This is a genomic window from Lentzea cavernae, assembly GCF_014653695.1.
Classification (GTDB): domain Bacteria; phylum Actinomycetota; class Actinomycetes; order Mycobacteriales; family Pseudonocardiaceae; genus Lentzea; species Lentzea cavernae.
In genome coordinates this window covers 372,627-399,564 of record NZ_BNAR01000003.1, presented here as the reverse complement: position 1 = coordinate 399,564, position 26,938 = coordinate 372,627, and the positions used below count along the sequence as shown (strand labels likewise).

Sequence of the window (26,938 nt, the reverse complement as noted above, 5' to 3'; positions counted from 1 at the left end):
GCGCACGCACCAACAGATCCGCTCCACACGCCCGATTAGGGACAGTAACATCCGCTAGCCGTACTCCGATGGGTTAATGACAACACCGAAGACCGAACGTAACATGCATGACGAGGAGAAGCCGAAAAGAGGCCAAAATGAACGGTGAGTCGAAATTCGAAGCAAGTGCCTCAGCATTAGGGTACGCATACCAATTTCGATACTCACTGTTTAGGTCCCTCGAACGGATCTTCGCTAGCGGGCTTGACTGGACCGTAGCTATCGAGGCCGGCGATGACGTTGAAATTGTCGCCGATGAAAAGCGGGAGCTACGGCAACTCAAGCTACGCAAAGAAGGCGTGATACTTAGCGATCACGCCACAGACCTTTGGAAGACACTCCGAATTTGGTGCGAAGGGCTGCGCGCTGGCAGCATCGTACCAGCGGAAACAGACCTCTATCTTGTCACAACGGCCGAGGTCAAAGCAGATTCAGCAGGCTACCTACTTCAGGACAACGAGCAAAGGGATCCGGTCCTAGCTCGAACCAAGCTCGACTTGGCAGCAAGCGAATCAAAAAGCAAGGACAACAGCAAGGGAATCCAGGCCTACAACGAGTTGAGCGACGAACAGAAACTAGAACTTCTGCAATCTGTTCACGTAGTACCTGATAGCCAAGACAACGACCTCATACTAGAGGGAATCAAACAATTCTTCAGAATCGGAACCCGAGAGCATCACCTGGAGTTCCTCATCCAGCGGCTCGAAGGTTGGTGGTTTCAACAGTGCCTGGCATGCATGTCAAACAAGCAAACTCGGATACATGCAGCAGATCTCGATGCCTACACCACCGAACTTCGCGATCAGCTACGCCCCGACAATCTTCCCATAGACTCTGGAATTGCATCTGAGACCAGCCCTGATGTAGACAAGTTTGCTGATCGAATCTTCTATCACCAGCTCTCGATCGCACACGTGAGCGCGAAGAGGATACAAACAGCGGTGCGCGACTATCTCCGCGCTTATGCACAAAGGTCGCAGTGGCTTCGCCACGGTCTGATATTTCCTGGCGAGATTGAGCAATTCGAGCGCCGATTGGTCGACGAATGGGAAATAGTCTTTGACCAGATCGCCGACGACATATCGCCCGACGCTGCCGAAGAAGAGAAGACTGCCGCCGCAAAGCGCGTGTATGCGTGGGTGGAACAGGCGCATCCAGCTCCGATCAGGCAGTACTGCACAGAGCCATTCGTCACTCGGGGCTCATACCAGATTTTGTCCGATGACCGTCGAGTCGGCTGGCATCCTGAGTTCGTAGCTAAGTTGATGACGCTACTGGAACCGGCGGCCCAGGATGCCTAGACATTCCAGAGACGCACCCCGAGAAGAATACCTGCTGTATAATCCCGCGTTCCTTTCTCTCTTGCTTCGCCGATCATCAGAGGGGTTTGAGAGGGAGCGGACCACTGTCGGCATGTCGACGCTTTTGGCTTACGTGGCCGTATCTATGTCGTTGCGCATAGACATGCGATCCGCACTTACGATGACTGTTGCCAGCAAGCTTGGCACTTGGACAAACGATAATGCCAAGGTAGTCACGCTTATCGCCCCTACGTGCACAGCACTTCTCCCGTACCTCAATAATGCCTTAATGTTTGGCCTGAACCATAGGATTTTCACGTTGCACCACGGGCGCCTGCACCCAACCGACCAGGGACCAAAGAAGACGATTTCTGGCGTAACCTCGGAAGTTCAGGATTGCCAGAAAGCGGCGCTATACCTCGGACGGTGGTTCGCGTTGAGCGGGAGTGAGTCGACAGTATCAGCGCTTTTGGGAGTCCGGCCATGACCTTTCAGATTGGCGCGATCTACCTCTACTCCAACAAGGGTGAAGTACGAAAACTTCCATTCAAGCTCGGCTCACTTAACGTCATCACGGGAGCGTCCAAGACCGGAAAGAGTTCCGTACTTCACATAATTGACTACTGTCTTGCGAGTACAAGCTGCCACATTCCAACAGGCGTTATTCGCAAGCACGTCAGCAGGGTTGCCCTGGAGCTCCATACTGACCAAGGAGTCGCGGTCACGTCGCGCGGTTTGCCACGCGACGGCAGAAAATCGACCACGACGATGCATGCAAGCTTCCGTTCTCAGGATCAGGTCGCACCGTCTTTGGAGGACTTGACTGACAATATGGACTTGGGCGGAGCTCGCGCGTTCCTCTCGCGACTTGTCGGCATCGAGGCGAACATCACGGAAGTCGGTAGCGGCACACGCGAGCGGTTCGCCGTAAACATCCGACACAGCCTGCATTTTGTGTTTCAGGCACAGGAGGAGATCGCAAACCCCTCGATTCTATTTCACTCTCAGGGCCAGAAGTTCGTCGACCAAGCAATCAAAGACTCTCTACCATATTTCCTCCGCACCGTCAGTCCGGACTACCTGCCAAAGCGCGTCGCGTTGCGCGATATCGAGCGGGAGATCAGAAGCCTCTCACGTACTATCAATGAAGCCAGGTCAATCAGTCTGGTGTCCGGCCGCACGATAGCGCTCATACGTGAGGCCCAGGAAGCGAACCTGATTGATCAGGTCGATCTGACCACTCTGGACCAGGGTCAGGCAATACGTTATTTGAGCCAGGCCGTCGAGTCCGGCGAAGGTCGCCTGATCGACGATGAGATAGCATCCGAAGAGTTGGATTCCCTATTTGCACGCAGGTCCGAACTTCGGAACCAGAGCCAGCAGCTCAGGGCAGAGGCAGACAACCTCCAGCGATTGCTAGGCGCTCATTCTGATTTTGATGGCGAGGCGGCGGAACAAGGAGCTAGACTGCAGTCGATTGGCCTCCTCCGCATAACCAGAGGCGAACGCCAGTCAGCAGAATCCTGTCCGGTCTGCGAATCAGAGCTAACGCAGCCTGTCACGACGGTCGCGGAGCTGGAAGAACACCTGGCTGAAATAGATAGTCAGATCAGCGACGTACGCGAGAATATTCCAGCCATTCAGAATGCACTTGCTTCTAATCGAGAAACGCGTCGATCAGTAAGCGAACAGCTGAGGTTGAATCAAGTGCAGATTGACGAAGCCATCAGCACCCAAGAGCGCTTGCTTTTGGCTCGTGACCGAGCTGTACAGAAGGCACTCGTTCGTGGGCGAATCAGCCTTTATCTTGAAAGCGCAACCACCTCGGTCGGAGACATGGCCGTGTCGGATCTACTCGGCACACTTGAAGATCGGGCGCTTACACTCCGGACCGAACTCGATCCGGAAGCCGCAGCTCAACGTCTTGAAAGTGCGGTGTCACGAATATCTAACACGATGACACAGCTCGCAAACGAACTCGGTCTTGAACACGCCAACTCTCCAGTTCGTTTGGATCACCGAAACCTGACGGTTATCGTCGATACAGAGTCAGGCCCTCGCGAACTGAAGGAGATCGGCAGCGGCGAAAACTGGCTTGGCTATCATGTAGTGACCTTGCTGTCGCTTCACTACTATTTCATTGAGCATTCCTCCCCTGTTCCGGGCCTGGTAGTTGTGGATCAGCCATCTCAGGTCTACTTTCCGCCCGACCAGACCCCTGGAGATGTCGAGCTTGAGGATGAGGACAGAGCCGCACTCTCGCGTATCTTGGTCCTCTTTCACCGCCTGGCGACGGCATCAGACGGCAAGTTCCAAGCGATTGTCACTGACCACGCCGATCTTCGAAGTGCCGACTGGTTTCAAGACGCCATTGTCGAGAAGTGGCGTGACGGCGAAGCGTTGGTGCCTCAAGCCTGGATAGCTGAGGGCGAATGAGCTAGCGCGAAGTGCAATTTTCTACTTTGCCGAATTGCACTCTACGGAATCAAGGCGCCGCCGCTGGCGGCGCGTGCGGTCTGGCGCTGCACCAGCATCCATCCCGGCACTCCCGGCATCCGCTCCGCTGCGCCGGTCGGCCGGGCGGCGCTGCGCGCCGGACATCAGGCGCCACCTGACGGCCCACCCGATCCGAGCTTGATTCGTCCTCAGCTCCCTACGAGCGCCAGCACAGTCACCCAGGTCGGCTGTGCACGGCGCTCGACTGCCGCGACGGCTGCGCCGCCTTGCCACCGATCAGGCACCAGACGAAGCCGCGGGAACACTCAACGAGCACCAGGCCGAGCCACCCCGACGCCGCAAGCATGACAACGGCCGGCGACGGCGCGTCAAGGCTGGAACGAGTACCTTGACCCAACATCACCGGCCGCGTTCGAGGCTCAGTGTCGGGATGACGGCAGGGGTGTGGGCGGGTCCAGAAGACCAAGATCAACCCACACTTAACTCTCACAAAACGACGACAAACGTCGAGATGCGACTGTCCACAGTGCTCAGATCATGACCGCATCCACGCAGGTAGTGAGCACTGTCGAGGAAGATCGACGAACAACGCCAAGCGAAGGCTCTTACTCTTCGGGTTCAGGGTTCGAGTCCCTGGCGGCCCACCAAACCCCCAGGTCACAGGCCTGGGGGTTTCGCTTTGGAAGATCGCTGACACTCCTTTGACGCGCTTTACTCCGTGACCTCTCGACCCGCGTGGCCCGACCGCTCAGCGCCTCGTCTCGTACCTGGTCAGCAACACCCCGCCGGGAAAGGTCCGCGTCTCCACCAGATTCAGGTTCACCCAGCTGTCCAACGCCGTGAAGAAGGGCTTGCCACTGCCCACCAGGACCGGGTGGGTCACCAGGACGTACTCGTCGATCAACCCGGCCCGCATGGCCGCCCCGGCGAGGGTCGCGCCGCCGATCTTCACCAGGCCGCCGTCCTCGGCTCGGAGCCGGGTGATCTCGGCGATCGCGTCGCCGGTGACCAGGCGGGTGTTCCAGTCGACCTTGTCGATGGTGGAGGAGAACACCACTTTGGGGGTGTCGCGCCAGTTCCTGGCGAACTCGACGTGTGCCGGGGTGGCGTTCGGTTGCTGGTCGCCGGTCGGCCAGTAGGAGCTCATCGATTCCCACAGCTTGCGGCCGTAGAGCGACAGGGTGGTTTCCTGTTCCAGCTCGGTCCACTGCTGGAACAGCTCGTCGCTTTGCACGCCCCAGTCGATGTTGTCGCCGGGTGCGGCGATGTAGCCGTCCAGGGACACGTTCATGCCGAAGAAGAGTTTGCGCATGGCGGCAGCCTTCCGTGAGTTGGTCTTCGGCGTGCAGACCGGCGCGGCCCTGAGAACTCATCGGTGGAACGCAGCCCGAAGCGAGTAGTTCAGTGGGCCATGACCTCGCCGGACGTGGTGGTGCGGTTCGGCAGCAGGGCCGCCACGACGATGGTGCCCGCGGCCAGGACGGTGGCGATCACGAAGGCCAGCTTCATGCCGCTCAGCTGGGCTGCGGCGGTTGCGGTGCCGTCGGCCACCAGGGAGGTGGTGCGGGCGGACATGACGGTGACGACCAGGGCGGTTCCGACGGCTGCCGCGACCTGCTGGAGGGTGCCGAGGATCGAGCTGCCGTGCGGGTACATGTTCGGCGGGAGGGCGCCCATGCCGAGGGTGAAGATCGGGGTGAACGTTGCTGCCAGGCTGACCATCAGCAGTGCGTGGAGGGCCAGCACCTGCCAGTACGGCATGGTGGTCGAGATCTGGGTGAAGCCCGCCAGGGAGAGCACGATGCCGATGGAGCCCGGGAGGACCAGCGGGCGGCTGCCGAGGCGGTCGTAGATCCTGCCGACCGTGGGACCGAGGACGCCCATGGCCAGGCCGCCCGGCATGAGGAGCAGGCCCGTCTGCAACGGGGTGAGGCCTCGGAGGTTCTGCAGGTAGAGCGGCAGCAGGATCATCGAGCCCATCATCGCCAGGAACGCGATGCACATGAGGGCCAGTGACAGGGCGAACGTGCGGTGCTTGAGGGTGCGGAGGTCCATCAGCGGGGCGCCGGTGCGCTGCAGTTTGAGCTGGCGGATCACGAAGAACGCGATGGTGGCGGCGCCTGCGACGACGATGCCGATGCTCGGGCCGAGGTGGGCGGCGCCCTCGCCGAAGAGGCTCAGGCCGTAGACCAGGCCGCCGAAGCCGAGGGTGGCCATGGCCGCCGAAGCCCAGTCGAGGGTGCTGACCTGGGGTTCGCCGATGTTGTCGAGCTGGCGCAGGCCGAAGTAGGTGACGGCGCCGGCAACGGGGAGGACGGCGACGAAGAGGAGGCGCCACGAGCCGAGTTGGAGGATCAGGCCGGAGATGGCGGGGCCCATCGCGGGGGCTACTGAGATCGCCAGCGTCACGTTGCCCATGACGCGGCCTCGGTCCTGTTCGGGGACGACGGTCATGAGGGTGGTCATCAGCAGCGGCATCATCACGGCGGTGCCTGCTGCCTGCACGATGCGGCCCAGCAGCAGGATCGTGAACGTCGGTGCGGCCGCGGAGAGGGCGGTGCCGGCGATGAAGACGCCCATGGCGATCGCGTAGCCCTGGCGGGTGGTGACGCGCTGCAGGAACCAGCCGGTGACGGGGATGACGGCGGCCATGGTGAGCATGAACGCGGTGGACACCCATTGGGCGGCCTGTTCGGTGACGTGCATCGACTCCATGAGGCGCGGGATCGCGTTGATCATGAGCGTCTCGTTGAGGATGACGACGAACGTGGCCAGCACCAGCAGGCGCACGACCAGTGGTGTCTTGCCCGCTTGTGCGGTCGGCCGGTCTTGGATCGCTGCAGGCATGTCAGGCCCTCACTCGGTTGCTGGCATCAGGTTCTTCGCGACACCGGAGAAGACCTGCGGCGTTGAAGGAACTCATCGGTGCACCCGAGTCTTCCTCATCACCGGCGCGGTCTCATCCGGGTTTTCGTCCGTACACCTGTTCGTCGAACGGCCAGACCGCGAATCGACACGGCGGTCCCTAAGTTCTCGAAGATGGGGACGAGGCTTGCCGAGCTGATCGCGAAGTACGAGGTGCCGGGTGCTCAGGTGGCCGTGCTGGAGAGCGGGGAGGTGCGGAACGAAACCGCGGGTGTGCTGAGCGTGCACACGCGGGTCGAGGTCACGGACGACTCGGTGTTCAAGATCGGTTCCATCACCAAGATCTGGACGGCCACGCTGGTGCAGCAACTGGTGGACGACGGGCTGCTGGACCTCGACCGCCCGGTTCGCCACCACCTGCCCGGATTCACGGCCTTGGTCACCGCCCGTCATCTCCTCACGCACACGAGTGGGATCGACAGCAACCACTTCTTCGAAACCGGACGCAACGGCGACGCGATCGAGAGGTTCGTCGACGCGCTGGGCGAGGAGGAGCCCGGTGCGGCGCCAGGCACCGCCTTCCTGTACTCGAACAGCGGGTTCGTGGTGCTGGGACGGCTGGTGGAGGTGCTGCGCGGCAAGCCGTTCCACGACGTGTTGCGCGAACGGCTGGTGGAGCCGCTGGGGTTGCGGACTGTGGCCACCGACGCGGACGAGGCGATCCTGCACCGGGCCGCGATCGGGCACGACGAGAGCGGTCTGCCGGTGAGGAAGTGGGCGGGCGCCTACGGCACGGCGCCCAGCGGGTCGCACTTCGCGATGGGTGCGCGTGAACTGATGGCGTTCGTGCGCCTGCACCTCGACGACCCGAAGCTCGCGGTGCTGCGGGAGAAGCAGGTCGAGTCCGTTCCGGACCTGGGGATCGGGGTCGTGGGGTGGGGGCTCGGATGGATGCTCCACCGCGACGGGGTGGTCGGGCACACCGGAGTCTCGAAGGGACAGAAGGCGTTCCTCCGCGTGGTGCCGGATGCCGGACTCGCGGTGGTCGTGCTGACCAACAGCGTGAACAGCGAACCGTTGGCGCGCGAGGTCTTCAGCGACCTGCTGGATCGGACCACGGGCTGAGGACCGGGTCGGACCGCAGGCCGATCACAGGCGGGAACCAGAGTGGCAGCGTCAACGACCATGAGGTTTCCGAACGGGTGGGTTGGTGGTTCGGCGCTGATCGCCGGGCCGGTGCTGTTGCTGGTGGGCACGCTGTTGCGGTCGCCGTTCCACTTCTTCTTCCCCGACCAGCTGCGGGCGGTCGCCGAGCATCCGACGTTGGTGCGGGCGGCCTACACCGCGTTCCTGGCGGGCAACGTCGTCCTGTGGGCGGCGGTGGCCCACCTGGTGCATCGGGTCGGAACGAGGTGGGTGGCCTGGGGTGGGGTGCTGGTGACGGTCGGGTTGTTCGCGCGGACGTTCCACGCCGGCATCGACCAGGCCGCGTTCAACGCCACGAAGCAGTTGGGCGTCGAAGGGGCTGCGGAGTTGGTGGCGAACGGGTACGGCGAGCTGCACCTGTTCAGCTTCCTGTCGTTCACGATCATGTTCGGCTGGTTCGTGCTGGCCTTCGGGGTGTACCGCGCGAAGGCGCTGGGGAAGACCAGGTCGGTGGCGGCGGCGACGACGGGGTTGCTGCCGCTCGGGGTGTTGAAGGGCACTGAGCTGTTGTCGATCGTCGGCACGGTCGGGTTGTGCGTCGCGTTGGTGCCGTTGGGGGTTCTGGTGCTGCGGGAGCAGCCGCGGTTGACCAGGAGGAACGTGCTGACGGCGGTGCCGGTGGTGCTCGGGCTAGGGGCCCTCGCCGTCGTGAGCTCGCTCGGATGAGACGAACGGCAGCACGAACCAGAGGCCGGAGAAGACGACGAACGCGAGTGCGCCCACTGCGATTGCGGTCCAGCCACCCAGGACGATCTCGGCGAGCAGCAGGACGGTGCCGGTCATCGCCAGTGCCAGGAAGGCCAGTCCCACCAGGGCGAACGTGTTGCCGTGCCGGACCACGTCCTCGCGGCGGCCCTGGCGGAACAGGACGCGGTGCCACGCGGCGGGAGCGGTCAGGAACGCGACGGAGATCGCGGCGCAGAGCACGGTGACGAGGTGGGTGACGCGGGTGGGCGTGTCCACGGAGTTGTACTTGTCGGTGAAGGCGATGGAGAGCAGGAAGCCGAACAGGATCTGCACGCCTGCCTGGGCGACGCGCAGTTCCTGCATCAACTCGTTCACGTTGCGTGCGAGCCTGCGCTGGTCGGACTCCTCCGCTTCACTCACCGACTCCGCTTACCCGGCCTGGGCGGGTCCAAACACCAATTGGCGGAACTACGCCGTTGGCACTAAGCAGGTGATCCATGAAGACGCTTGCAGTCGCGGTCGCCGCCGCGCTCCTGTTCACCGGAACCGCGCACGCCGATCCCGCGGCCGTGGCCTACACGTTCGCGACGTTCGAGAGCTACAGCGACAAGGCGAAGGCCGTCACGTACGACGCCAAGGTCCCGGGCGGCGCGAAGGTCACCGTGGTCGGGGTGCCGTCGGTCGGCGGGCGGACGACGGTCTTGTTGGTGCTGAAGGGGTTGCTGCCGAACCGGGCGTACGGCGCGCACGTCCACGTGAAGAGGTGCGGTGCGGCTCCGGCAGACTCGGGCCCGCACTTCCAGAACGTCGGCGATCCGGTGCAGCCGTCCGTCGACCCGGCCTTCGCCAACCCCCGCAACGAGATCTGGCTCGACGTGCGCACCGACGCCAACGGGTTCGCGTACGCCGACTCCACTGTGGACTGGCAGTTCACCGACAGGCACGCGCAGTCCGTGGTGCTCCACAACGAACACACGCACACCAAGCCCGGCGAGGCAGGCACCGCCGGGCCACGACTGGCGTGCGTGAACGTCGCCTTCTAGACCTTGTTGATCACGAACTAGCCTCTTTTGATCACGAAGAAGTCAGTCACGAACGCGACCGGGTCGCCCGCGGTGTTGCGGCCGACCCAGGTCGGGTAGACACCGTCGCCCCAGCCGGTCGAGAACGCCACGACGTTCAGGCCGGACCGGGCGTCGGTCACGGTGGCGGGACCGCGGCCACCGCCCACGGCGCCGAGCGCGTCGATCAGCTCGCAGTTGCCCCGCTCGTCGTCGCTCGCCAGGCGGTCGAGCGCCGAGGCGGCGGCGAGGTCGAAGAACGCGCCGGTGCTCGACTTCACGTCGTACCCGAATTCCGGCATCACCGGCAGCATCGGCACGTGCTCGCCCGGCACGACCGCCGGCCGCCACGAGTACGCGGGCTCGTCCTTGATCGTCACCTTGGCGGCCGCGATGCGGTAGCCCTGCCGCTCGTCGGGCAGGCCGTCGCCGTCGATGTAGGACACCAGCGAGACCGACACCGGGTAGCTGCCCGGCTCGACGGTGTCGGTGAACGCCTCGGCGTCCTCCGGCCACACGACGAACGGGTCCGCCGCCACGAGTCTGCCCGTCGGCAGGGCGAGCTCACCCACCTGTTGCACGGTGATGAGCTGCTGTTCGCCACCACCGGTCGGCTTGCCGACGGGCCCGTCGACGAAGAACCGCTCGAACCCGGACCTGATCAGTGCAACCGCCCCCATGAGCTAGGCCACCTCCTCCTGCATGTTGGCAGAAGCCCCCGACACCCGATCGGGGCACCGGGGGTGTTCGCCTTCGGTGAAGACCCCAGACGCCACAACGGATCTGCTGCCACGCTGGTCAGCATGGGGACGATCGAGGTCGTGATCGGCGACATCACTCGACAGGAAGTCGACATCGTCGTCACGGCGGCGAACGAGTCGTTGCTCGGTGGCGGCGGGGTCGACGGGGCGATCCACCGCGCGGCCGGGCCGGGGCTCGCGGAGGCGGGGGCGCGGCTGGCGCCGTGCGAGCCCGGTCAGGCGGTCGCCACGCCGGCGTTCGACCTCGCGCCGGTCAGGCACGTGATCCACGCGGTGGGGCCGGTGTGGGAGGGCGGCGAGCACGGTGAGGACGAGGTCCTGACGAGCTGTTACGTCGAGTCCCTCCGGCTGGCCGAGGAGCTCGGGGCGAAGAGCATCGCGTTCCCGGCGATCGCGACGGGGATCTACGGCTTCCCCACCGGACGAGCAGCGCGGATCGCGGTGGCAGCGGTCCGCTCGCTGCCGGTGGTCGACCGGATCCTCCTCGTGGCGTTCGACCAGGAGACCTTCGAGGCGCTCACCCGGAGCCTGTGACGAAGGTCGCGACGCGGACGCGATCGCGGTCACTCTCGGTGAAGATCACGGCAGGTCAGTGCCGTAACCTGGAGGGCGTGTCCGTTCCCCCCACGCTGAAGATCGGCCCGTTCGCCGTCGACCCGCCCGTTGTGCTGGCCCCCATGGCCGGCATCACCAACGTGGCGTTCCGGCAGCTGTGCCGTCAGTACGGGGCCGGGCTCTACGTCTGCGAGATGATCACGGCGCGTGCGCTGGTCGAGCGGGACCCGATGACCATGCACATGATCACGTTCGACGAGGGGGAGAGCCCCCGGTCGATGCAGCTCTACGGCGTGGACCCGCGCAACGTCGGCGAGGCCACGAAGATGATCGTGGACGAGAACCTCGCCGACCACATGGACATGAACTTCGGCTGTCCCGTGCCCAAGGTGACGCGCAAGGGCGGTGGGGCGGCGCTGCCGTACAAGCGGGAGCTGTTCCGGCAGATCGTGCGGGCCGCGGTGCGCAACGCCGGGGACATGCCGGTCACGGTCAAGTTCCGCATCGGCATCGACGACGACCACCTGACGTACCTCGACGCGGGCCGCATCGCCCAAGACGAGGGCGCACAGGCCGTGGCGCTGCACGCGCGCACGGCGTCGCAGCGGTACTCGGGCAAGGCCGACTGGACGGCCATCGCGCGGCTCAAAGAGGCTGTGACCAGCATTCCGGTGCTGGGCAACGGCGACATCTTCAGCGCTCAGGACGCCCTCGACATGGTCGCGGAGACCGGGTGCGACGGCGTGGTCGTCGGCCGCGGGTGCCTCGGCAGGCCGTGGCTGTTCCGGGACCTGCAGGCGGCGTTCCGGGGCGAGGAGGTCCCGGAGGGGCCGAGCCTCGGTGAGGTCGCCGACGTCCTGCGCAGGCACGCCGAGCTGCTCGCGGCCCACGACGGTGAGAACAAGGGCCTGCGGGACCTGCGCAAGCACATGGCCTGGTACTGGCACGGCTTCCCCGTCGGCGGGGACACGCGGCGGGCGTTCGCGATGGTGTCGAGCCTGCAGGAGCTGGACGACCTCATCGGCACGCTCGACAGGACCGTGCCGTTCCCCGCGAACGCCGAGGGGCCGCGCGGCAGGCAGGGCTCGTCGGCGAAGGTCGTGCTGCCCGAGGGCTGGCTGGACGACCCCGAGGACGCCACGGTGCCGTCCGGCGCGGACGTGATGCACTCCGGTGGCTGAACGGGTCGCGGTCCTCCTGGCCTCTCTCGCGCTGCTCACGGGCTGCGCCGGTCCGGTCGCGGGCACGGCGCACCCCGTCCGGCTGGGGGACGGCGACCGCGGCAAGTTCAAGGCGTACTACGAGCGCGTGAACTCCGCCGGGGACGAGAGCGCGTCTCAGCAGGCCAAGCTGCTCAAGGACACGCAGCACCCGGACTTCCGGCAGAAGGCGTGCGACCTGCGCGGCGCGACGATCAAGGTCGAGCCGACGTGGACGACGCTGCGCGCGGACGCCGACTGGACACCACCGGGTGAGAAGGCCCATCCGCGGGGTGACGTCTACGTCGTCGCCGTCACGATCACCATCCGCCAGCAGGACCAGGTCATCGGCAGCCAGATCGGATCGGTGCACGTCGTGCTCCTGGACGACGAGGTGTACGGGTTCGCGCCCTGCCTCGGTGGCTGAACGGGTTGTTGATCTTCCAAGCTCACTGGATCGGAGCAGTTGACGGTCAACCGGACGGGGGAAATCCCGTCCACAGGAGTCCTCCTAGCTCAAGCGCCGCCTCTCAGGGGACGACACCTGGCAGGTAAGGAGGTGACCGCGATGACCGCGCTGCGACCCGAAACCGCAGAGATCCAGCAGGCCGACGTCAGCGTCGACAAGCAGGGTCCTGGCCTTGTGGGGCTGCACGAGTCCATCGCGACGTTGCTCGCCTCCCGCGGCCAGTGGCGCCAGGCGTACCAGCACCTGCGTTCCGCGCTCGCCCTCGTCCACGCGGACCAGGGCGAGGAGCCGCACGTCCCGGAGCAGCTGCGCCGCGAGGTCGAGCTGCTGCGCCGGGAGCACGCCGAGGCGCGCGAGCAGAGCCTGCGCGACAGCCTCACCGACTCCTACAACCGCCGTTACCTCGACCAACGGCTGATGGACCTGGTGACCGAGCACGGAGCGTGCCGGCACGGGCTCGCCATCGCGCTGATGGACCTCGACTGGTTCAAGCAGGTCAACGACACCTTCGGCCACATCCTGGGCGACCGGGTGCTGCAGCGCGTGGTCGAGCTGCTGCAGCACGGCCTGCCGGAGGACGGCTTCTGCGCGCGCTACGGCGGCGAGGAGTTCGTGCTCGTGCTGCCCCGCGTGGACGCCTCGCGCGCCGTGGAGATCGTCGAGGCGGCTCGGGAACGTGTCGAGCGTCACCCGTGGCAGGAGATCGCGCCGGGTCTGCGCGTGACCGTCAGCGCGGGCCTCGCGTACGAGCCGCCGGCGGACGAGGCGCCGGAGCGTCCCCCGGTCGGCGCCGAGCAGCAGCTGCTGCGCGCCGACAGCCTCCTGTACACGGCCAAGCAGTCCGGACGCAACGCGGTGGCGTACCGTGCCGACGGACGGGTTCGCCTCGCAGGCGCTGCCGCGGGCAGGCGTGCGGTCACCGAAACACGTGTTCTCGGTTACTACTGAGTGAGCTGGCTCACCCGTTCAGGGCAAGCCTCGTACTCGTAATCGCGTACAGATCGCAGCTGTATCACCCGGAGTGGTCGTCAGAAGACGCCTACATCCGTAGTATCGCGGGCGCAACTGACACGCCGGTGATGCAACCCTTGTGTCCCGGTCGTCGTCACTTCGTAATGACGAACCGCATTGCTTCTGACCCAGAAGGGAGATTGGGTGCCCGACGACCCCCGACGTGGCGGCCCCTCTTCCCGTGGTGATCAGGATCCCCAGCACGACCAGCCGACCGGCCGCAGACGTCGCTCGATGGAAGGCTCTGGGGGCCTGAGCGTCTCGGAGCTCATCGAGCAGCACAGCAGGACGAACATCCCCCGGCCCGTCCCGCCTCCCCTGCCCGAAGCACCCACGACAGGCAGGCGCGCCCTGCCCGACCCACCGGCGGCCACCGGCAGGCGTGCACTGCCTGATCCCCCGGTCCACCAGCAGCCTCCGCAGGCACCGCGGCAGCAGCCACCCGCGGCTCACCGTCCTGGTGAGCAGACGGGTGCGCGCCCGCGGCCTGAGCAGGCCGCCCCGCAGAACTTCACCGGTGATCCGACCGGCAGGCGGCGCAGGACGGACGGTCCCGCGGAGCCCCAGCAGACCGGATCCCGGCCGAGGCCCGCCCAGAACCCGGGGCAGAGCCCTGTCCCGAACCCGGAGCAGAGCGGTTCCTACCGGGTTCCCGGCGAGCAGACCGGGCCACGGCCCAGGCCGGACGCTCCGGGCGTGCAGCGCAGGCCGGCACCGGGCGAGCAGCCCGGCCAGCCGAACGGCGCGGTCCGGCGGCCGGCACCGAACGGTGCGCCGCCGCGCAGGCTCCCGCCGGGCGACGTCCCGTCGTCGGGCGGCATCCCGCGCCCGCCCGCACCTGACGTCACCTCGAACGGCATGCCCAGGCCGCTGGCTCCCGGCGACCCGCGGCGGATGCCTCCGGGTGACGCGCCTTCGTCGAACGGCATCCCGCGGCGTCCCGCGCCGGGTGGGGTGCCGGAGGCAGGTCTGCCGAGCGGCACGGTCCGCAGGCCCGACGCCGCCGGAGCACCACCGCGCAGGCTCATGCCGGGCGACGCTCCGTCGTCCAACGGCATCCCGCGCCCGCCGGTGCCCGGTGAGGCCCCGCAGCCCGGTGGCCCGAAGCGCCCGCCGCTGGAGCCGGGCGGCCTCCAGCGTCCCCCCGCGCCTGGAGGGACGCCGGAAGGCCCGGCAGCCGGTGCGCCTCGTCGCCTCCTGCCAGGCGACGCACCGTCCTCCACCAGCATTCCGCGTCCTCCCGCCCCCGGCGAGGGGCCGGAGATCACCGGCCGCCGCCCCGCGCCCCCGAACGGGGACGTGCCGGTGCGGCAGCCGATGCCGCCGCGTGCGGAGTCGAGCGGTCCCCGGCCGATGCCCCCGAGGGCGGAGTCGAGCGGTCCGCGACCGATCCCCGCCGGCATCGCGAACCGGCTCGGCGCGTCCGAGCCGGCCGACGAGCCCCAGGTCGACGCGCCCGGTCCCGAGGCCACCCAGATCGCTCCGGCGGCGGGTGTGGCCAAGGTCGAGAAGCGCGAAGAGATGGACCCGTTGAGCCTCACGACGGAGATGGAGGCCATCGGCGACGACGTCAAGAAGCGTCGCGAGGTCGACCACACCCTCGCGCGGTTCTCGGCGGTGCACGACGAACTTCTCGAGCAGGAGCGCCAGCGCAAGGAGCGGCGCGCCAAGCTCATGCCGTGGGTCAAGGAGGGCGACGACGGCGAACTGGTCGACGAAGCCACCGAGTACGCCGAGCCGGTCGTCGTCAGCGACGAGGACGGCGAGAAGCGCCCCGTCGGCCGCACGCCCCAGCAGCGCAAGCTGATGCGCACCGCCAGGATCGGGGCGATCGCCGCCGCGGCCGTGGTGTTCGCGTCCACCGGCATCGGCTGGGGCGCGATGAAGTGGGCCGACTCCAAGATCCAGAGGATCGACGCGCTCGGCGGCAACTCGCAGGCGGTGCTGCAGGCCGACAAGCAGCTCGGTGACGAGAACTTCCTGCTGGTCGGCTCGGACACCAGGGCGGGTGCGAAGGCGGGTGACAACGTCGGCACCCAGGCGCAGGAGGGTGGCGCGCGGTCGGACGTGATCATGCTCGCGCACATCCCCAAGGACCGGAAGCGCATGGTGATCGTGTCGCTGCCGCGCGACGTGCGCGTCGACCGTCCCGCGTGCCGCACCTACAACCCGGACAACGCGCAGTACGCCGGTCCGCTGGAGCCGGCGAAGGAGGTCATGGCGAACTCCGTCTACAACGACGGAGGGCCCGAGTGCGTGGCCAACATGATGACCCAGATGACCGGCCTCAAGATCAACCACTTCGTCAGCATCGACTTCAACGGCTTCCGCGAGATGTCGACGGCGATCGGCGGCGTGGAGATCTGCACGCCGACGAAGATCGTCGACGACGAGCTCGGCGTCGTGATCGACAAGGCGGGCAAGCACGTCCTCAAGGGCGACCAGGCGCTGTCGTACGTCCGCGCCCGCAAGGTCCAGGCCCAGGGCGACGGCGGCACGGACTTCGACCGCATCAAGCGGCAGCAGGGTTTCCTCTCGGCGATGCTGCGCCAGGCGCTGTCGAACGAGGTCCTGCTGAGCCCGAGCAAGCTCAACAACTTCATCAACGCGCTCACGAAGTCCACGGTCGGCGACAACATCGACGTCGCCTCGCTGCTGGAGCTCGCGAACTCGTTGCAGAGCCTCGAAGCCGGCCGCGTCTCGTTCGTGACGATGCCGCACTGGACCGACGAGGGCCCGACGAAGTCGAACGACGACAACATCGAGCGCCTCAAGGACGACGACATCAAGGCGCTGTTCCAGACGATCATCGACGGAACGCCGTTGCCGCAGGAGAAGGTGGCCGAGCAGAAGCCCGGCGACGCCGCCCCTCCCGCTCAGCAGCCCGGCACCGTGATCGACCCCAAGCAGGTCAGCATCCAGGTGCTGAACGGCGACCCGTCGAACGGCGGTGCGGCCGACAGGACGGCGAACGCGTTGGCGCAGCGGGGCTTCCAGATCACGACCCGCGGCAACGCGCCCAGCGCCGCCAAGACGATCATCAAGTTCGCCAAGGGCAACGAGAACAAGGCGGCCACGCTCAAGGCCGCCGTGCCCATCGCGGAACTGGTGGAGTCGCCGGAGATGGGCGGAGCGGTCGAACTGGTGATCGGCGCGAACTTCGACGAACAGGTCAAGGCGCCGGGCGCGGGCAACCAGCAGGGCACCCCGCAGGGACAAGCCCAAGGTCAGGAAGGTCCTGATCTGTCCATTGTGAACGCTGCACAGGACCCCTGCGCCGCGAAGTGATTCGCCTGGGGTTCACCTGCGGTTCATCCGGGCATGTCGCTGCCGCGATGGTCGGGACGTAGGCTGGGCGCCATGCGCGAGGCCTACCACGACTCTCTAGAAGAGCTCGCCGAACGACTGGCCGACATGACCGGCATGGTCGCTGAGGCGATGCAGAACGCGACCGCGGCTTTGCTGCAGGCAGACCTCGGTCTGGCGGAGCAGGTCATCAGCGGCGACCAGAAGGTCGACGACGTCCGCTCCAGCATCGAGGAGCAGTCGTACGCGCTGCTCGCGCTGCAGGCGCCGGTCGCGACCGACCTGCGCACCGTGCTGGCGGTGATCCACGCCGCCGAGAGCGTCGAGCGGATGGGCGACCTCGCCCTGCACGTCGCGAAGGCCGCACGCCGCCGGCACCCGGCGTCGGCGCTGCCCGAGGACGTGCAGCCGTACTTCGCCGAGATGGGCCGCATCGCGGTCAAGCTCGCGACGGAGGCCGCGGAGATCATCCGCGCGAAGGACGTCGACCGCGCTCGCAACCTCGAGGACGAGGACGACGCGATGGACGACATCCACCGCCACCTGTTCTCCGTGATCATGGACAAGGAGTGGCAGCACGGCGTTCCCGCCGCGGTGGACGTGACGCTGCTCGGCCGCTTCTACGAGCGCTACGGCGACCACGCCGTGTCGGTCGCCAAGCGCACGGTCTTCGTCGTCACCGGCCGGATGCCCGGCTACGGCGGCGACGACAACCTCTAGTCCTCCGAACTCGGTTTCACGACATCGGCCCCGCGTCCTCCTGGGATGCGGGGCCGATGTCGTGTCGAACTCCGCTCAGCGGAACTGCCCGTCGCGTTCGGCGACCAGCTCCGGATCGGCGTAGGCCTCGGAGAACTCGGCGAGCACGGTGGGCAGTTCCTCGTCCCACGCCGCGCGCGCCTCGTCGCGCGGCAGATCCCGTGCGTCGACGGTGAAGTACGCCCACGCCCGCACCATCTCGGGAATCAGGGCCAGATCCGCGTCGGACACGTGGAGCTTCGCGGCGATGTTGAGGATCAGCACGGCGGTCAGCGACGCCGGCCCGTACACGACGGGTTCGCGGTTCTGCTCCACCGCGGCGGAAGCGAGGATCCGGGCGAACGCCCGTGCGGCCTCGACGTCGGCGATCCCGTGCTCCGAAGCCAGGAACGCCTCCACCACCTCGTCCGTCCTTTCAGGACTGATGCGGGGGATCTCGTACTCCGACGGCACCAGCACGTCCACGCGGGCGTCGGCGAGCGCGATCAGCTGCACGGGGTGGCGCACGTCCTCGTCGCCCATGAGGCCTTCCTCGGCCTCCTCGTCCGGCCCGTCCTCCCAGAACTGCTGGATGTCCGGCCACACGCGGTCGTAGACGTCGCTGGCGCTCAACGACGTGATCTCGTCGCGGAACGCCTCGGGCGTGGAGGCGATCATGTCCTCCAGCAGCGCCACGGTGCCCTCGTCCGGCGTCGAGAACAGCTCGATCGCGGTGGCCCCGAGCACCGGCTGGCGCATGAACAGCACGGTCTCGCCGACGCCGGCGCGTTCCTGGGTGATCGCGATGACCTCCACGTCCCCCAGGAGGTTCGTGACGAGGAACGCGTCCCGGAAGTCAGGCACGGTGCCGGGGACGTACCACGAGGGCTCGGCGACACCGCGCGCCGCAACGGTTTCCGCGGCCGCGAAGGCCTCGGCCCTGTGCTCGGCGGAGCCCACGCCGGCCAGCGCGCGCAACGCGGTGAGCGCGGCAGGGTCGTTCATCGCCTTCAGGGCGTCGACCATCGGCGTGTGGCCCGAGCCGGCGAGCCAGAGCGTGGCGTAGAGCTCGCTCGCCCAGGCGTCCGCGAGCAGCCACGACTCCGAACGCACCGCGGCCGCCGACTCGAGCAGCGCCCCGTAGGGGGACTGCTGCTCGGGCCTGCGGCCGGGTGCCTTGCCTTGCTTCTTCTTGCGGGACTTGCTTTGCGGGCTCACCCGCAGCAATTTAGTCCACCCCGCGGATTTAGCCGAACCGGCCGGAGATGTAGTCCTCGGTCGCCTTCTGGCCGGGGTTGGAGAAGATCTTCTCCGTGTCGTCGACCTCGATCAGCTGTCCGGGCTGACCGACACCCAGCAGGTTGAAGAACGCGGTCTGGTCGGACACGCGCGCCGCCTGCTGCATGTTGTGAGTCACGATGACGATCGTGTACTCCTTCTTCAGCTCCGTGATCAGGTCCTCGATCGCCAGCGTGGAGATCGGGTCCAGGGCCGAGCAGGGCTCGTCCATGAGCAGCACGTCGGGCTGCACCGCGATGGCGCGCGCGATGCACAGGCGCTGCTGCTGACCACCGGAGAGGCCGCCACCCGGCTTGTCGAGGCGGTCCTTGACCTCGTTCCAGAGGTTGGCGCCGCGCAGCGAGCGCTCCGCCACCTCGTCGAGCTTCTTCTTGTCCTTGAGACCCGCGAGCCGCAGGCCCGCCACCACGTTGTCGCGAATGGACATCGTGGGGAACGGGTTGGGGCGCTGGAAGACCATGCCGATGGTGCGGCGCACCTCGACCGGGTCCACAGTGGACGTGTAGATGTCCTCGCCGTCGAGCAGCACCTTGCCCTCGACGCGGGCGCCGGGGGCGACCTCGTGCATGCGGTTCAGCGAACGCAGCACGGTCGACTTGCCGCAGCCCGACGGGCCGATGAACGCAGTGACGTTCTTCGGCGGCACGGCGAGCGAGACGTTCTCCACGGCGTGGAACTTGCCGTAGAAGAGGTTCAGGTCCTTGATGTCGAGTCGTTTGGCCATGTCCGCCCGCTCACTTCGTCTTCGGCGCCAGCGCCCGCGAGATCACGGTCGCCAGGAGGTTGAACAGGGTGATGAGCACGACGAGCGTGATCGCCGCGCCCCAGATGCGCTCGAAGCCCGCCTGCGTCGGGTTGTTGCGCTCGTTCACCATCATCAACGGCAGCGAGGCCATCGGGCCGTCGAACAGGTTGTAGTTGATGAACGGCGCGTAGGCCGCGAGCACCAGCACCGGTGCGGTCTCGCCCATGACGCGGGCGAGGGCCAGCATGATGCCGGTCAGGATGCCGGACAGGGCCGTCGGGATGACGATCTTGACGATCGTCTTCCACTTCGGGATGCCGAGCGCGTAGGAGGCCTCGCGCAGCTCGTCCGGAACGATCTTGAGCATCTCCTCGGTCGTGCGCACGATGACCGGCACCATCAGCAGCACCAGTGCGAGCGACACGGCGAGCGCGCTGCGGCCGAGGCCGAACGTCGTGATCCAGACCGTGTAGACGAACAGCGCGGCGACGATCGACGGGACACCGGTGAGGATGTCGACCATGAACGTCGTCGACTTCGCCAGCTTCGAGCGGCCGCCGTACTCGACGAGGTAGATGGCGATCATGATGCCGATCGGCACCGAGATCACGGCGCAGACCAGGCCCTGGACCAGGGTGCCGTAGATCGCGTGGTACGCGCCGCCGCCCTGCTGGCGGGCCAGCAGACCGGACATCGACTTCTGCCACCAGTCACCGTCGAGGATGACCGGGAAGCCCCGCTGGATGACGGTGTAGAGCACCCACACCAGCGGGATGATCGCGATCAGGAACGCGCCCCACACGAGTGCGGTGGCGAGGCCGTTCTTGATCTGGCGGGAGGTGCTGACCTTCTGGAACGTCGGCGGCGTCGCGAGGCGCTGGGGATCCGCGAGGTTGGTGCTCACTCGTACTCCTTGTGGCCGGCGACGATCGAGCGCGCGATGGCGTTCACGACGAAGGTCAGCACGAACAGCACCAGACCGGCGGCGATGTAGGCACCGGCCGAGCGCGCGTCGTTGAACTCGGGCGCGGCCAGCGCGATCTTCGAGGCGAACGTCGAACCACCGTCGAACAGCGACCAGCCGAACGAGCTGGTGGCGGTGCTCAGGATGATCGCGACGGCGATGGTCTCACCCAGTGCGCGGCCGAGGCCGAGCATCGAGGCGGAGACGTAACCCGCCTTGCCGAACGGCAGGACGGTCGTGCGGACGACCTCCCACTTGGTCGCGCCGAGCGCGATCGCGCCCTCGATGTGCATCGTGGGCGTGCGCTCGAAGACCTCGCGGCTGACGGCCGTGATGATCGGCAGGATCATGACCGCGACGACGATGCCCGCGGTGAAGATGGTGCCGCCGAGCTGCACGTTCACGTTGCCCTTGGCGAGCAGCGGGATCCAGCCGAGGTTCTCGATCAGCCACTCCGAGAACGGGAAGAGCACGGGACCGAGCACGAACAGGCCCCACAGACCGAAGACGATCGAGGGGACCGCGGCGAGCAGGTCCACGACGTACGCGAACGGCCGGGCGAGGTTGCGCGGCGCGTACTGCGTGAGGAACAACGCGATGCCCAGTGCGATCGGCATGGCGATCAGCAGGGCGAGCACCGCGACGACGACCGTGACGAGCGTCAGGTCGAGGATGCCGAACCGCAGGTTCGTCGGGTCGGTCGTGTTCCACTCGCGGCTGGTCAGGAAGTTGACGTTGTCCAGCCCGAGCGACGGGATGGCCTGCAGGATCAGGAACAGGCCGATCGCGCCGATGAGGACGACGATGAAGACACCGGACCCCGTCGCCAGGCCGCGGAAGATGCGGTCGCCAGGCCGGACGTGAGGTGCCTTGGTCGTTTCTGGAGCTTCCGGTGTCGGGGGAATCGGAGCCTCCGAGGCGTGGGGAGCAGCCGCGACGCCCCGCTCCGCACCGGTGTCACCGGGGCGGGCGGGGCGCTTGGCCACGACGGGATCTTTCATCGCGTCTGCGTCAGCCGAAGTTTCGCATCAACCTCAGGCGATCGCCTTCACAGCGGTCAGGATCTTGTCCTGGAACGCCTTGGGCAGCGGCACGTAGCCCGCGTCGGCGAGCTGCTGCTGACCGGTGGTGGCGGCAACCGTGAGGAACGCCTTGACGGCCTTCGCGGTGTCGGCGTCGTAGCCCTTGGAGCACACGATCTCGTAGGTCGCGAGCAGGAGCGGGTACGCACCGGCGGCCTTGGAGCCGTAGATCGAGTCGAGGTCGAGGACCAGGTTGTTGCCCTCGCCCTTGATCTTGGCCTCGTCGATGGCCTTGCCGGCCGTCTCGGCGGTCAGCTCGACGGCACCGGCGCCGGAGTCGATCTTGGCGACCGAGAGCTTGTTGTCCTGCGCGAAGGACCACTCGACGTAGGTGATCGCACCGTCGATGGAGCCGACGGCCTGCGCGACACCGGCGGACTTCTCCTTGCCCTCGCCGACACCACCCTTGAACTGCTTGCCGTCACCCTTGGTCCAGCCGCCGGCGACCTTCAGGTACTTCTGGAAGTTGTCGGTGGTGCCCGACTCGTCCGAGCGGTAGATGACCGCGATGTCCTTGTCCGGCAGGGTCGCGGAGCCGTTCAGCGCCTTGATGGCCGGGTCGTTCCACTTCTTGACCGCGCCGGAGAAGATCGCGGCGGTGGTCTTGGCGTCCAGCACGAGGCTGTCCACACCGGAGACCTTGTAGCCGACGGCCACCGGGCCGAAGACCAGCGGCAGGTTCCAGGCCGGGTTCTCCTTGCAGCGCTTGGTGGAGTCCGTGGTCTCCGCGCCTTCCTTGAGCGCGGAGTCGGAGCCACCGAAGTCGACCTGTCCGGCGTTGAAGTTCTTCACGCCGGCACCGGAGCCGGAGGGGTTGTACGCGAGGTCCACACCGGGGCAGGCGGCCTGGTAGGCCTGCACGAACGCGTCGACCGCGTTCTTCTGCGCGGAGGAGCCCTCGGCGTTGAGCTTCGTCTTGCCACCGCACTCGACCGGGACGGACGCGGCGTTCGACGTGGTGTTGTTGGTGCCACCCGTCGGCGCGTTGTTGTCACTGCCACACGCGCTGAGCAGCAGCGCGCTGGCCGCGACGAGGCCGAGCACGGCACCGTGCCGCTGGATCTTCACCTTGGTCCTCCACCTTGCGGAAGCAGTAGCGGTTCGCGACGGACGCCGCCGCTCGTTGTGGAAGGTAGGTAGCCAGAATGGACAACCCACCTAGACAAGGTGAACGAGAGGTGAACACAGGACGGGAAGTGACGGGTCACACGGCCAAATGAGTGAGTGCGTGACCAGCGCGTATGCGTTTTGTGACGGTACGTTGACTACCGGGCGTACTGGACGTCGGCGTCCCAAAGGGTGAAGCCGAGCTTCGTGTAGACGCGCACCGCCGCCGTGTTGTCGGACTCGACGTAGAGCATCACTTCCTTGACGCCCTGTTCGCGCAGGTGGCGCAGACCGGCGAGGGTGAGCGCCTTGCCCAGGCCGCCTCCCTGGCGGTCCGGGTCGACGCCCACGACGTAGACCTCGCCCAGCTCGGGCGTGTGGACCTTCGTCCAGTGGAAGCCCGCCAGGTGGTCGTCGGCGTCGAACGCGAGCAGGAAGCCCTCCGGGTCGAACCAGGCCTCTTCTTCTTTGGCGCGAACGTCCTCGATGGACATCGCGCCCTGCTCGGGGTGCCAGTCGAACGCGCGGTGGTTCACGTAGACGACCGCGGCCTCGTCCCTGCCGGGCACGAACGGCCGGATGGTGACGCCCTCGGGCAGTTTGGGCTCGGGAAGGTCGTTCTCGACGCGCAGCTTCATCCGCAGCAGCTCGCGCACCTTGCGGAAGCCGAGCTTCTCGGCGAGCTTCTCGGCGTCCGGGTGGCCGCCGTGGGCCCAGATGCGCAGAGACTCCTGGGGAAGCGCGTTGACCAGCGCCTCGCCCACGCCCTGATGGCGGTACCGCGGGTGCACGGCGAGCTCGGCGACCTTGTTGCCGCCGGAGTCACCGATCAGGTCGACGTGCGCGTACCCGGCGAGCTCGCCGTCCAGGTGCGCGAGGAGGTGCCGGCTGCCCGTCGCGCCGGGGCGCAACCGCAGCCGGACGGCCTCGCCGACCGGCGCCACCCCGTCGCTGCCCTGCGCGGCCTGCAAAAGCCGCGTCACCTCGGCGGCCTGGTCGGCCGTCAGCTCCTCGAACCAGCTCAGTTGCGCCACAAAGGCGAACCTACCGCGCGATCAAACGCTCATCCAGGACACGCGCGGAGTCGTCGACCTCGACCTCGGCCACGTCGGCCGGGCGGCGCGACGATCCGGGACGCGGCGGGCGGACGAACTTGTAGCCCACGTTGCGGACCGTGCCGATGAGCGCCTCGTGCTCGGGGCCGAGCTTGGCGCGCAGCCGTCGCACGTGGACGTCGACCGTGCGGGTGCCGCCGAAGAAGTCGTAGCCCCAGACCTCCTGCAGCAGCTGGGCGCGGGTGAAGACCCGGCCCGCGTGCTGCGCGAGGTACTTGAGCAGCTCGAACTCCTTGTAGGTGAGGTCGAGCGGGCGGCCCTTGAGGCGCGCGGTGTAGGTGGCCTCGTCGATCACGAGGTCGCCGAGCTGGATCGCGCCGTCGCCACCGGGCGCCGTGGTGCCGCGGCGCGAGCGAACGAGTCGCAGGCGGGCGTCGACCTCGGCGGGGCCGGAGTTCGGCAGCAGGATCTCGTCGACCGACCAGTCGGAGTTGACCGCGACCAGACCGCCCTCGGTGACGACCGCCACCACGGGCACGTCCACACCGGACGAGTCGAGCAGCCGGCACAGCGAACGGGCGCCGACCAGGTCGGTGCGGGCGTCCACCAGCACGATGTCGTGGGGGCCGGCCTCGAGGAGCGCGGACACCTCGGGACGCAGCGGGCGAACGGCGTGCGGGAGCAGAGCCAGAGCGGGAAGCACGGCCTCCGGGTCGGGGTCTGTCGTCAGCAGCAGCACGTCGATGCTCATCGGGGTGCCCTCCAAATCGGCCGTGGTCAGGTCACCTCGACCAGACCAGCGGCGTACGGTGACCGGGCCCCGTTGCCTGCGGATGACGGAGACAATACCGGTGCAACCCGAGAAAGTCCCAGGTCAAGAAGCCGTGCTCACACTTGTTTCCACAGGCGTCATCCCTGTTACATCCACGTCACATGACGGAGTGCGGCTCCACGGGGTCCACCACAAGGGCGAAAGCGACCTCGCTTTCGTTGTGGGACACGGGTTCACGAACAACGTGCGGCGCCCGTACGTCGCGCGGATCCTCGCCCGTCTGGCCAGGAAAGCCGGTGTCGTCGCGTTCGACTTCCGCGGGCACGGACGCTCCGAAGGGCGCTCCACGGTCGGTGCCGACGAGGTCCACGACATCGAGGCGGGTGTGCGGACGGCTCGCTCGCTGGGTTACTCGAAGATCGCCACGATCGGGTTCTCCATGGGCGCGTCGATCGTCCTGCGGCACGCCGCGCTCGGCGAGACCAGGCCGGACGCCGTCGTCGCCGTGAGCGGACCGGCCCGCTGGTGGTCGCGTGAAACCGCTCCCATGCGCCGGGTGCACTGGCTGCTGGAGCAGCCTCACGGAAAGCTCGCGGCGCGGGCGCTGGGGGTTCGGCTCGGCGGCAGCTGGGTACAAGCGCCGGAGAGTCCGCTGGAGGTGGTCGGGCGCATCACACCGACCCCACTGCTGATCGTGCACGGTGACCTGGACCACTATTTCTCCGTGGAGCACGCCAGGTCGCTGCACCGCGCGTCCTCCGGACATGCCGAGTTGTGGATCGAACCCGGCATGCGGCACGCGGAAACGGCCGCGACTCCAGAACTGGTAGACCGGGTGGCGGCATGGATCGCCGTTAACGTCGAGGACGAGGAATGACTGCGCAGACGCCCGCACGGCCGCGGAAGAAGAAGTCCCGCCGCGGGAAGTTCCTCATCATCACAGTGATCGTCCTGGGCATCCTGCTCGTGGCGGCCGACTTCGCCCTCGCGGCCGCCGGCGAGTACCAGATCGCCCAGCGCATGCGGGAGAAGCTGCAGCTCAGCGAGGACCCTGCGGTGCGCATCAACGGGTTCCCGTTCACGCTGCAGGCGTTGCGCGGCGACTACCAGCACGTGGAGATCCGCGCGTACGGCGTGCCGATCAAGGACGAGCAGCAGGGCGTCGACCTGCGCGACCTCGACGTCGAGGCCGATCTCCTGCACACCCGCGTGGAGCTGTCAGACCTGCTCGCGGGCAACGTCTCCAAGGCGACCATCGACACCGTCAAGGGCAGCGTCCGGATCAAGGCGATGGACCTGAACCGGCTCGCGAACCAGGTGACGCCGTTCGACAAGCTCTCGATCGAGCCTGACAACCGCACCGCCACGCAGGCCCCGGCCGACCCCGCGGCGCCGAAGACGACCGCCGCGATCAAGCTCTCCGGCGAGACCAACGTGGCCGGCAAGGTCGTCACGCTCACCGCGTACGGGCAGATCGCCCTGGTCAGCGGTGCCATCCAGATCAACATCGACGACATCGAGCTCAACGACGCGTCGTTGAAGCAGATCATCCCGCAGCTCCGCCAGGCGCTCGCGATCAAGATCGACCCCGGCACGCTGCCGTTCGGGGCGACGCCCACCGCCGTCGAGGTGGAGAGCGGCTCGTTCAAGCTGTCCGGCCAGATCACGGATGTACCGTTGAGCCAACGATGACTGGTGTGTGGGCGCTGCTGGGCGCGCTGGCCGTGGCCGGCGCGATCGGTGTGCTGCTCAAGGTCCGCGAGGGCCGCATCTCGTCCCGTTCCAAGGCCGTTGTCCCCGACCTGCCCGCTCCCGTGCGCGACCTGCTCGCGCCGGGGGTGACGCTGGTCCAGCTCTCCACCACGTTCTGCGCGCCGTGCCGGCACGCGAAGGTGATCCTGCGCGACCTGGCCGACCGCACGGACGGCCTCACGCACGCCGAACTGGACGTCACGAACCTCCCGGACGTCACCACGTCGTTGGGCGTCATGCGCACCCCCACGACGCTGGCCCTGACGTCCGACGGCACCGAGGTGCTGCGGGTCGGCGGCGTGCCGAAGCGCGACTCGTTGCTCGAAGCGCTGCGCCCGCATCTGCCCTAATCCAGTCGGGTGAACCTCGTTGGTTCCACCAAGTGGACATACCTCCCGCACCGAGGGATTGGGGGCTACCCTCGCTGCCATGACCATGCTGCTCACGAAGCGACGCGCGGTTGACCTGTGCCGCACGCGCAGCAGCCTGTGTCGCACGACGGGCTGA

Annotated in this window: 27 protein-coding genes; 16 read left to right on the top strand and 11 right to left on the bottom strand. The window is 67.0% G+C overall.

Going from position 1 to position 26,938, the window contains the following annotated elements:
* Nucleotides 1-137: 137 nt before the first annotated feature.
* Genes IE307_RS12010 through IE307_RS12005 form a run of 3 tightly spaced genes read left to right on the top strand, consistent with a single transcriptional unit; the run spans nt 138 to nt 3,776 of the window.
* Nucleotides 138-1,340: an ABC-three component system protein gene (locus tag IE307_RS12010; RefSeq protein ID WP_191297988.1), complete on the top strand. Its 1,203-nt coding sequence runs from the start codon at nt 138-140 to the stop codon at nt 1,338-1,340.
* Nucleotides 1,333-1,827, top strand: a complete 495-nt coding sequence (locus tag IE307_RS47620) for a three component ABC system middle component (RefSeq protein ID WP_373305990.1) — start codon at nt 1,333-1,335, stop codon at nt 1,825-1,827. Before IE307_RS12010 ends, IE307_RS47620 begins: the two co-directional genes overlap by 8 nt.
* Complete coding sequence (locus IE307_RS12005; RefSeq protein WP_191297987.1) at nt 1,824-3,776, top strand: DUF3732 domain-containing protein; 1,953 nt, start codon at nt 1,824-1,826, stop codon at nt 3,774-3,776. Before IE307_RS47620 ends, IE307_RS12005 begins: the two co-directional genes overlap by 4 nt.
* A gap of 769 nt (nt 3,777-4,545) precedes the next feature.
* Here the strand turns inward: IE307_RS12005 and IE307_RS12000 are convergent.
* Together IE307_RS12000 and IE307_RS11995 are read right to left on the bottom strand one after the other, a co-directional pair.
* On the bottom strand, nt 4,546-5,109 hold the full coding sequence (locus tag IE307_RS12000; protein WP_191297986.1) for a dihydrofolate reductase family protein: 564 nt from the start codon (nt 5,107-5,109) through the stop codon (nt 4,546-4,548).
* An 89-nt stretch (nt 5,110-5,198) separates the two neighbouring features.
* Nucleotides 5,199-6,644 carry an MDR family MFS transporter gene (locus tag IE307_RS11995; protein ID WP_191297985.1) on the bottom strand — a complete coding sequence of 482 codons (1,446 nt, stop codon included), beginning with the start codon at nt 6,642-6,644 and terminating at the stop codon, nt 5,199-5,201.
* Nucleotides 6,645-6,836: 192 nt separating this feature from the next.
* Between IE307_RS11995 and IE307_RS11990 the strand changes: the two genes are divergently transcribed.
* Together IE307_RS11990 and IE307_RS11985 are read left to right on the top strand one after the other, a co-directional pair.
* Nucleotides 6,837-7,787 carry a serine hydrolase domain-containing protein gene (locus tag IE307_RS11990; protein ID WP_191297984.1) on the top strand — a complete coding sequence of 317 codons (951 nt, stop codon included), beginning with the start codon at nt 6,837-6,839 and terminating at the stop codon, nt 7,785-7,787.
* A 60-nt stretch (nt 7,788-7,847) separates the two neighbouring features.
* Entirely contained in the window at nt 7,848-8,534 is a 687-nt protein-coding gene (locus IE307_RS11985; RefSeq protein WP_191297983.1) for a hypothetical protein, read from the top strand.
* Here IE307_RS11985 and IE307_RS11980 read toward each other — a convergent pair.
* Complete coding sequence (locus tag IE307_RS11980) at nt 8,499-8,975, bottom strand: DUF6328 family protein (protein ID WP_229904633.1); 477 nt, start codon at nt 8,973-8,975, stop codon at nt 8,499-8,501. The genes IE307_RS11985 and IE307_RS11980 overlap by 36 nt on opposite strands.
* Before the next feature lie 77 nt (nt 8,976-9,052).
* Here IE307_RS11980 and IE307_RS11975 point away from each other — a divergent pair, with 77 nt between their 5' ends.
* Nucleotides 9,053-9,598, top strand: a complete 546-nt coding sequence (locus tag IE307_RS11975; RefSeq protein WP_191297982.1) for a superoxide dismutase family protein — start codon at nt 9,053-9,055, stop codon at nt 9,596-9,598.
* Between the two features lie 17 nt (nt 9,599-9,615).
* On the opposite strand, the gene IE307_RS11970 is transcribed toward IE307_RS11975, so the two are convergent.
* Entirely contained in the window at nt 9,616-10,296 is a 681-nt protein-coding gene (locus tag IE307_RS11970) for a DUF4241 domain-containing protein (RefSeq protein WP_191297981.1), read from the bottom strand.
* Nucleotides 10,297-10,419: 123 nt separating this feature from the next.
* Between IE307_RS11970 and IE307_RS11965 the strand changes: the two genes are divergently transcribed.
* From IE307_RS11965 to phoU, 6 genes are all read left to right on the top strand, one after another.
* Entirely contained in the window at nt 10,420-10,911 is a 492-nt protein-coding gene (locus IE307_RS11965) for a macro domain-containing protein (RefSeq protein WP_191297980.1), read from the top strand.
* Between the two features lie 77 nt (nt 10,912-10,988).
* The gene (gene dusB / locus IE307_RS11960; protein ID WP_373305989.1) at nt 10,989-12,113 is read left to right on the top strand and encodes a tRNA dihydrouridine synthase DusB; all 1,125 of its coding nucleotides are present in this window, start codon (nt 10,989-10,991) and stop codon (nt 12,111-12,113) included.
* On the top strand, nt 12,106-12,558 hold the full coding sequence (locus IE307_RS11955) for a hypothetical protein (protein ID WP_191297979.1): 453 nt from the start codon (nt 12,106-12,108) through the stop codon (nt 12,556-12,558). Before dusB ends, IE307_RS11955 begins: the two co-directional genes overlap by 8 nt.
* Before the next feature lie 141 nt (nt 12,559-12,699).
* Nucleotides 12,700-13,548, top strand: a complete 849-nt coding sequence (locus IE307_RS11950) for a GGDEF domain-containing protein (RefSeq protein WP_191297978.1) — start codon at nt 12,700-12,702, stop codon at nt 13,546-13,548.
* 297 nt (nt 13,549-13,845) lie between these two features.
* On the top strand, nt 13,846-16,899 hold the full coding sequence (locus IE307_RS11945) for an LCP family protein (protein ID WP_191297977.1): 3,054 nt from the start codon (nt 13,846-13,848) through the stop codon (nt 16,897-16,899).
* A gap of 72 nt (nt 16,900-16,971) precedes the next feature.
* Nucleotides 16,972-17,637, top strand: a complete 666-nt coding sequence (phoU, locus tag IE307_RS11940) for a phosphate signaling complex protein PhoU (RefSeq protein WP_191297976.1) — start codon at nt 16,972-16,974, stop codon at nt 17,635-17,637.
* Between the two features lie 75 nt (nt 17,638-17,712).
* On the opposite strand, the gene IE307_RS11935 is transcribed toward phoU, so the two are convergent.
* From IE307_RS11935 to IE307_RS11905, 7 genes are all read right to left on the bottom strand, one after another.
* On the bottom strand, nt 17,713-18,873 hold the full coding sequence (locus IE307_RS11935; RefSeq protein ID WP_191297975.1) for a hypothetical protein: 1,161 nt from the start codon (nt 18,871-18,873) through the stop codon (nt 17,713-17,715).
* A 28-nt stretch (nt 18,874-18,901) separates the two neighbouring features.
* Nucleotides 18,902-19,678, bottom strand: a complete 777-nt coding sequence (gene pstB, locus IE307_RS11930; protein WP_191297974.1) for a phosphate ABC transporter ATP-binding protein PstB — start codon at nt 19,676-19,678, stop codon at nt 18,902-18,904.
* 10 nt (nt 19,679-19,688) lie between these two features.
* The gene (gene pstA / locus IE307_RS11925) at nt 19,689-20,603 is read right to left on the bottom strand and encodes a phosphate ABC transporter permease PstA (RefSeq protein ID WP_191297973.1); all 915 of its coding nucleotides are present in this window, start codon (nt 20,601-20,603) and stop codon (nt 19,689-19,691) included.
* Nucleotides 20,600-21,664, bottom strand: coding sequence for a phosphate ABC transporter permease subunit PstC (gene pstC, locus IE307_RS11920; protein ID WP_191297972.1), 1,065 nt, complete (start codon nt 21,662-21,664; stop codon nt 20,600-20,602). The genes pstA and pstC overlap by 4 nt, the downstream gene beginning before the upstream one ends.
* A gap of 33 nt (nt 21,665-21,697) precedes the next feature.
* Nucleotides 21,698-22,813, bottom strand: coding sequence for a phosphate ABC transporter substrate-binding protein PstS (pstS, locus tag IE307_RS11915; RefSeq protein ID WP_191297971.1), 1,116 nt, complete (start codon nt 22,811-22,813; stop codon nt 21,698-21,700).
* A gap of 197 nt (nt 22,814-23,010) precedes the next feature.
* Nucleotides 23,011-23,886 (bottom strand): mycothiol synthase, encoded by an 876-nt coding sequence (gene mshD / locus IE307_RS11910; RefSeq protein ID WP_191297970.1) that lies wholly within the window; start codon nt 23,884-23,886, stop codon nt 23,011-23,013.
* 10 nt (nt 23,887-23,896) lie between these two features.
* On the bottom strand, nt 23,897-24,658 hold the full coding sequence (locus IE307_RS11905) for a response regulator transcription factor (RefSeq protein WP_229904632.1): 762 nt from the start codon (nt 24,656-24,658) through the stop codon (nt 23,897-23,899).
* Nucleotides 24,659-24,848: 190 nt separating this feature from the next.
* Here IE307_RS11905 and IE307_RS11900 point away from each other — a divergent pair, with 190 nt between their 5' ends.
* The 4 genes from IE307_RS11900 to IE307_RS47615 all read left to right on the top strand — a co-directional run bounded on the left by IE307_RS11900 (nt 24,849) and on the right by IE307_RS47615 (nt 26,938).
* Nucleotides 24,849-25,556: an alpha/beta hydrolase gene (locus IE307_RS11900; protein WP_229904631.1), complete on the top strand. Its 708-nt coding sequence runs from the start codon at nt 24,849-24,851 to the stop codon at nt 25,554-25,556.
* Nucleotides 25,553-26,371 carry an LmeA family phospholipid-binding protein gene (locus tag IE307_RS11895; protein WP_191297968.1) on the top strand — a complete coding sequence of 273 codons (819 nt, stop codon included), beginning with the start codon at nt 25,553-25,555 and terminating at the stop codon, nt 26,369-26,371. The genes IE307_RS11900 and IE307_RS11895 overlap by 4 nt, the downstream gene beginning before the upstream one ends.
* Nucleotides 26,368-26,781, top strand: a complete 414-nt coding sequence (locus tag IE307_RS11890) for a thioredoxin family protein (RefSeq protein ID WP_191297967.1) — start codon at nt 26,368-26,370, stop codon at nt 26,779-26,781. Before IE307_RS11895 ends, IE307_RS11890 begins: the two co-directional genes overlap by 4 nt.
* A 79-nt stretch (nt 26,782-26,860) precedes the next feature.
* A complete protein-coding gene (locus tag IE307_RS47615; RefSeq protein WP_373306008.1) occupies nt 26,861-26,938 on the top strand; it encodes a putative leader peptide in 78 nt (25 codons plus the stop codon).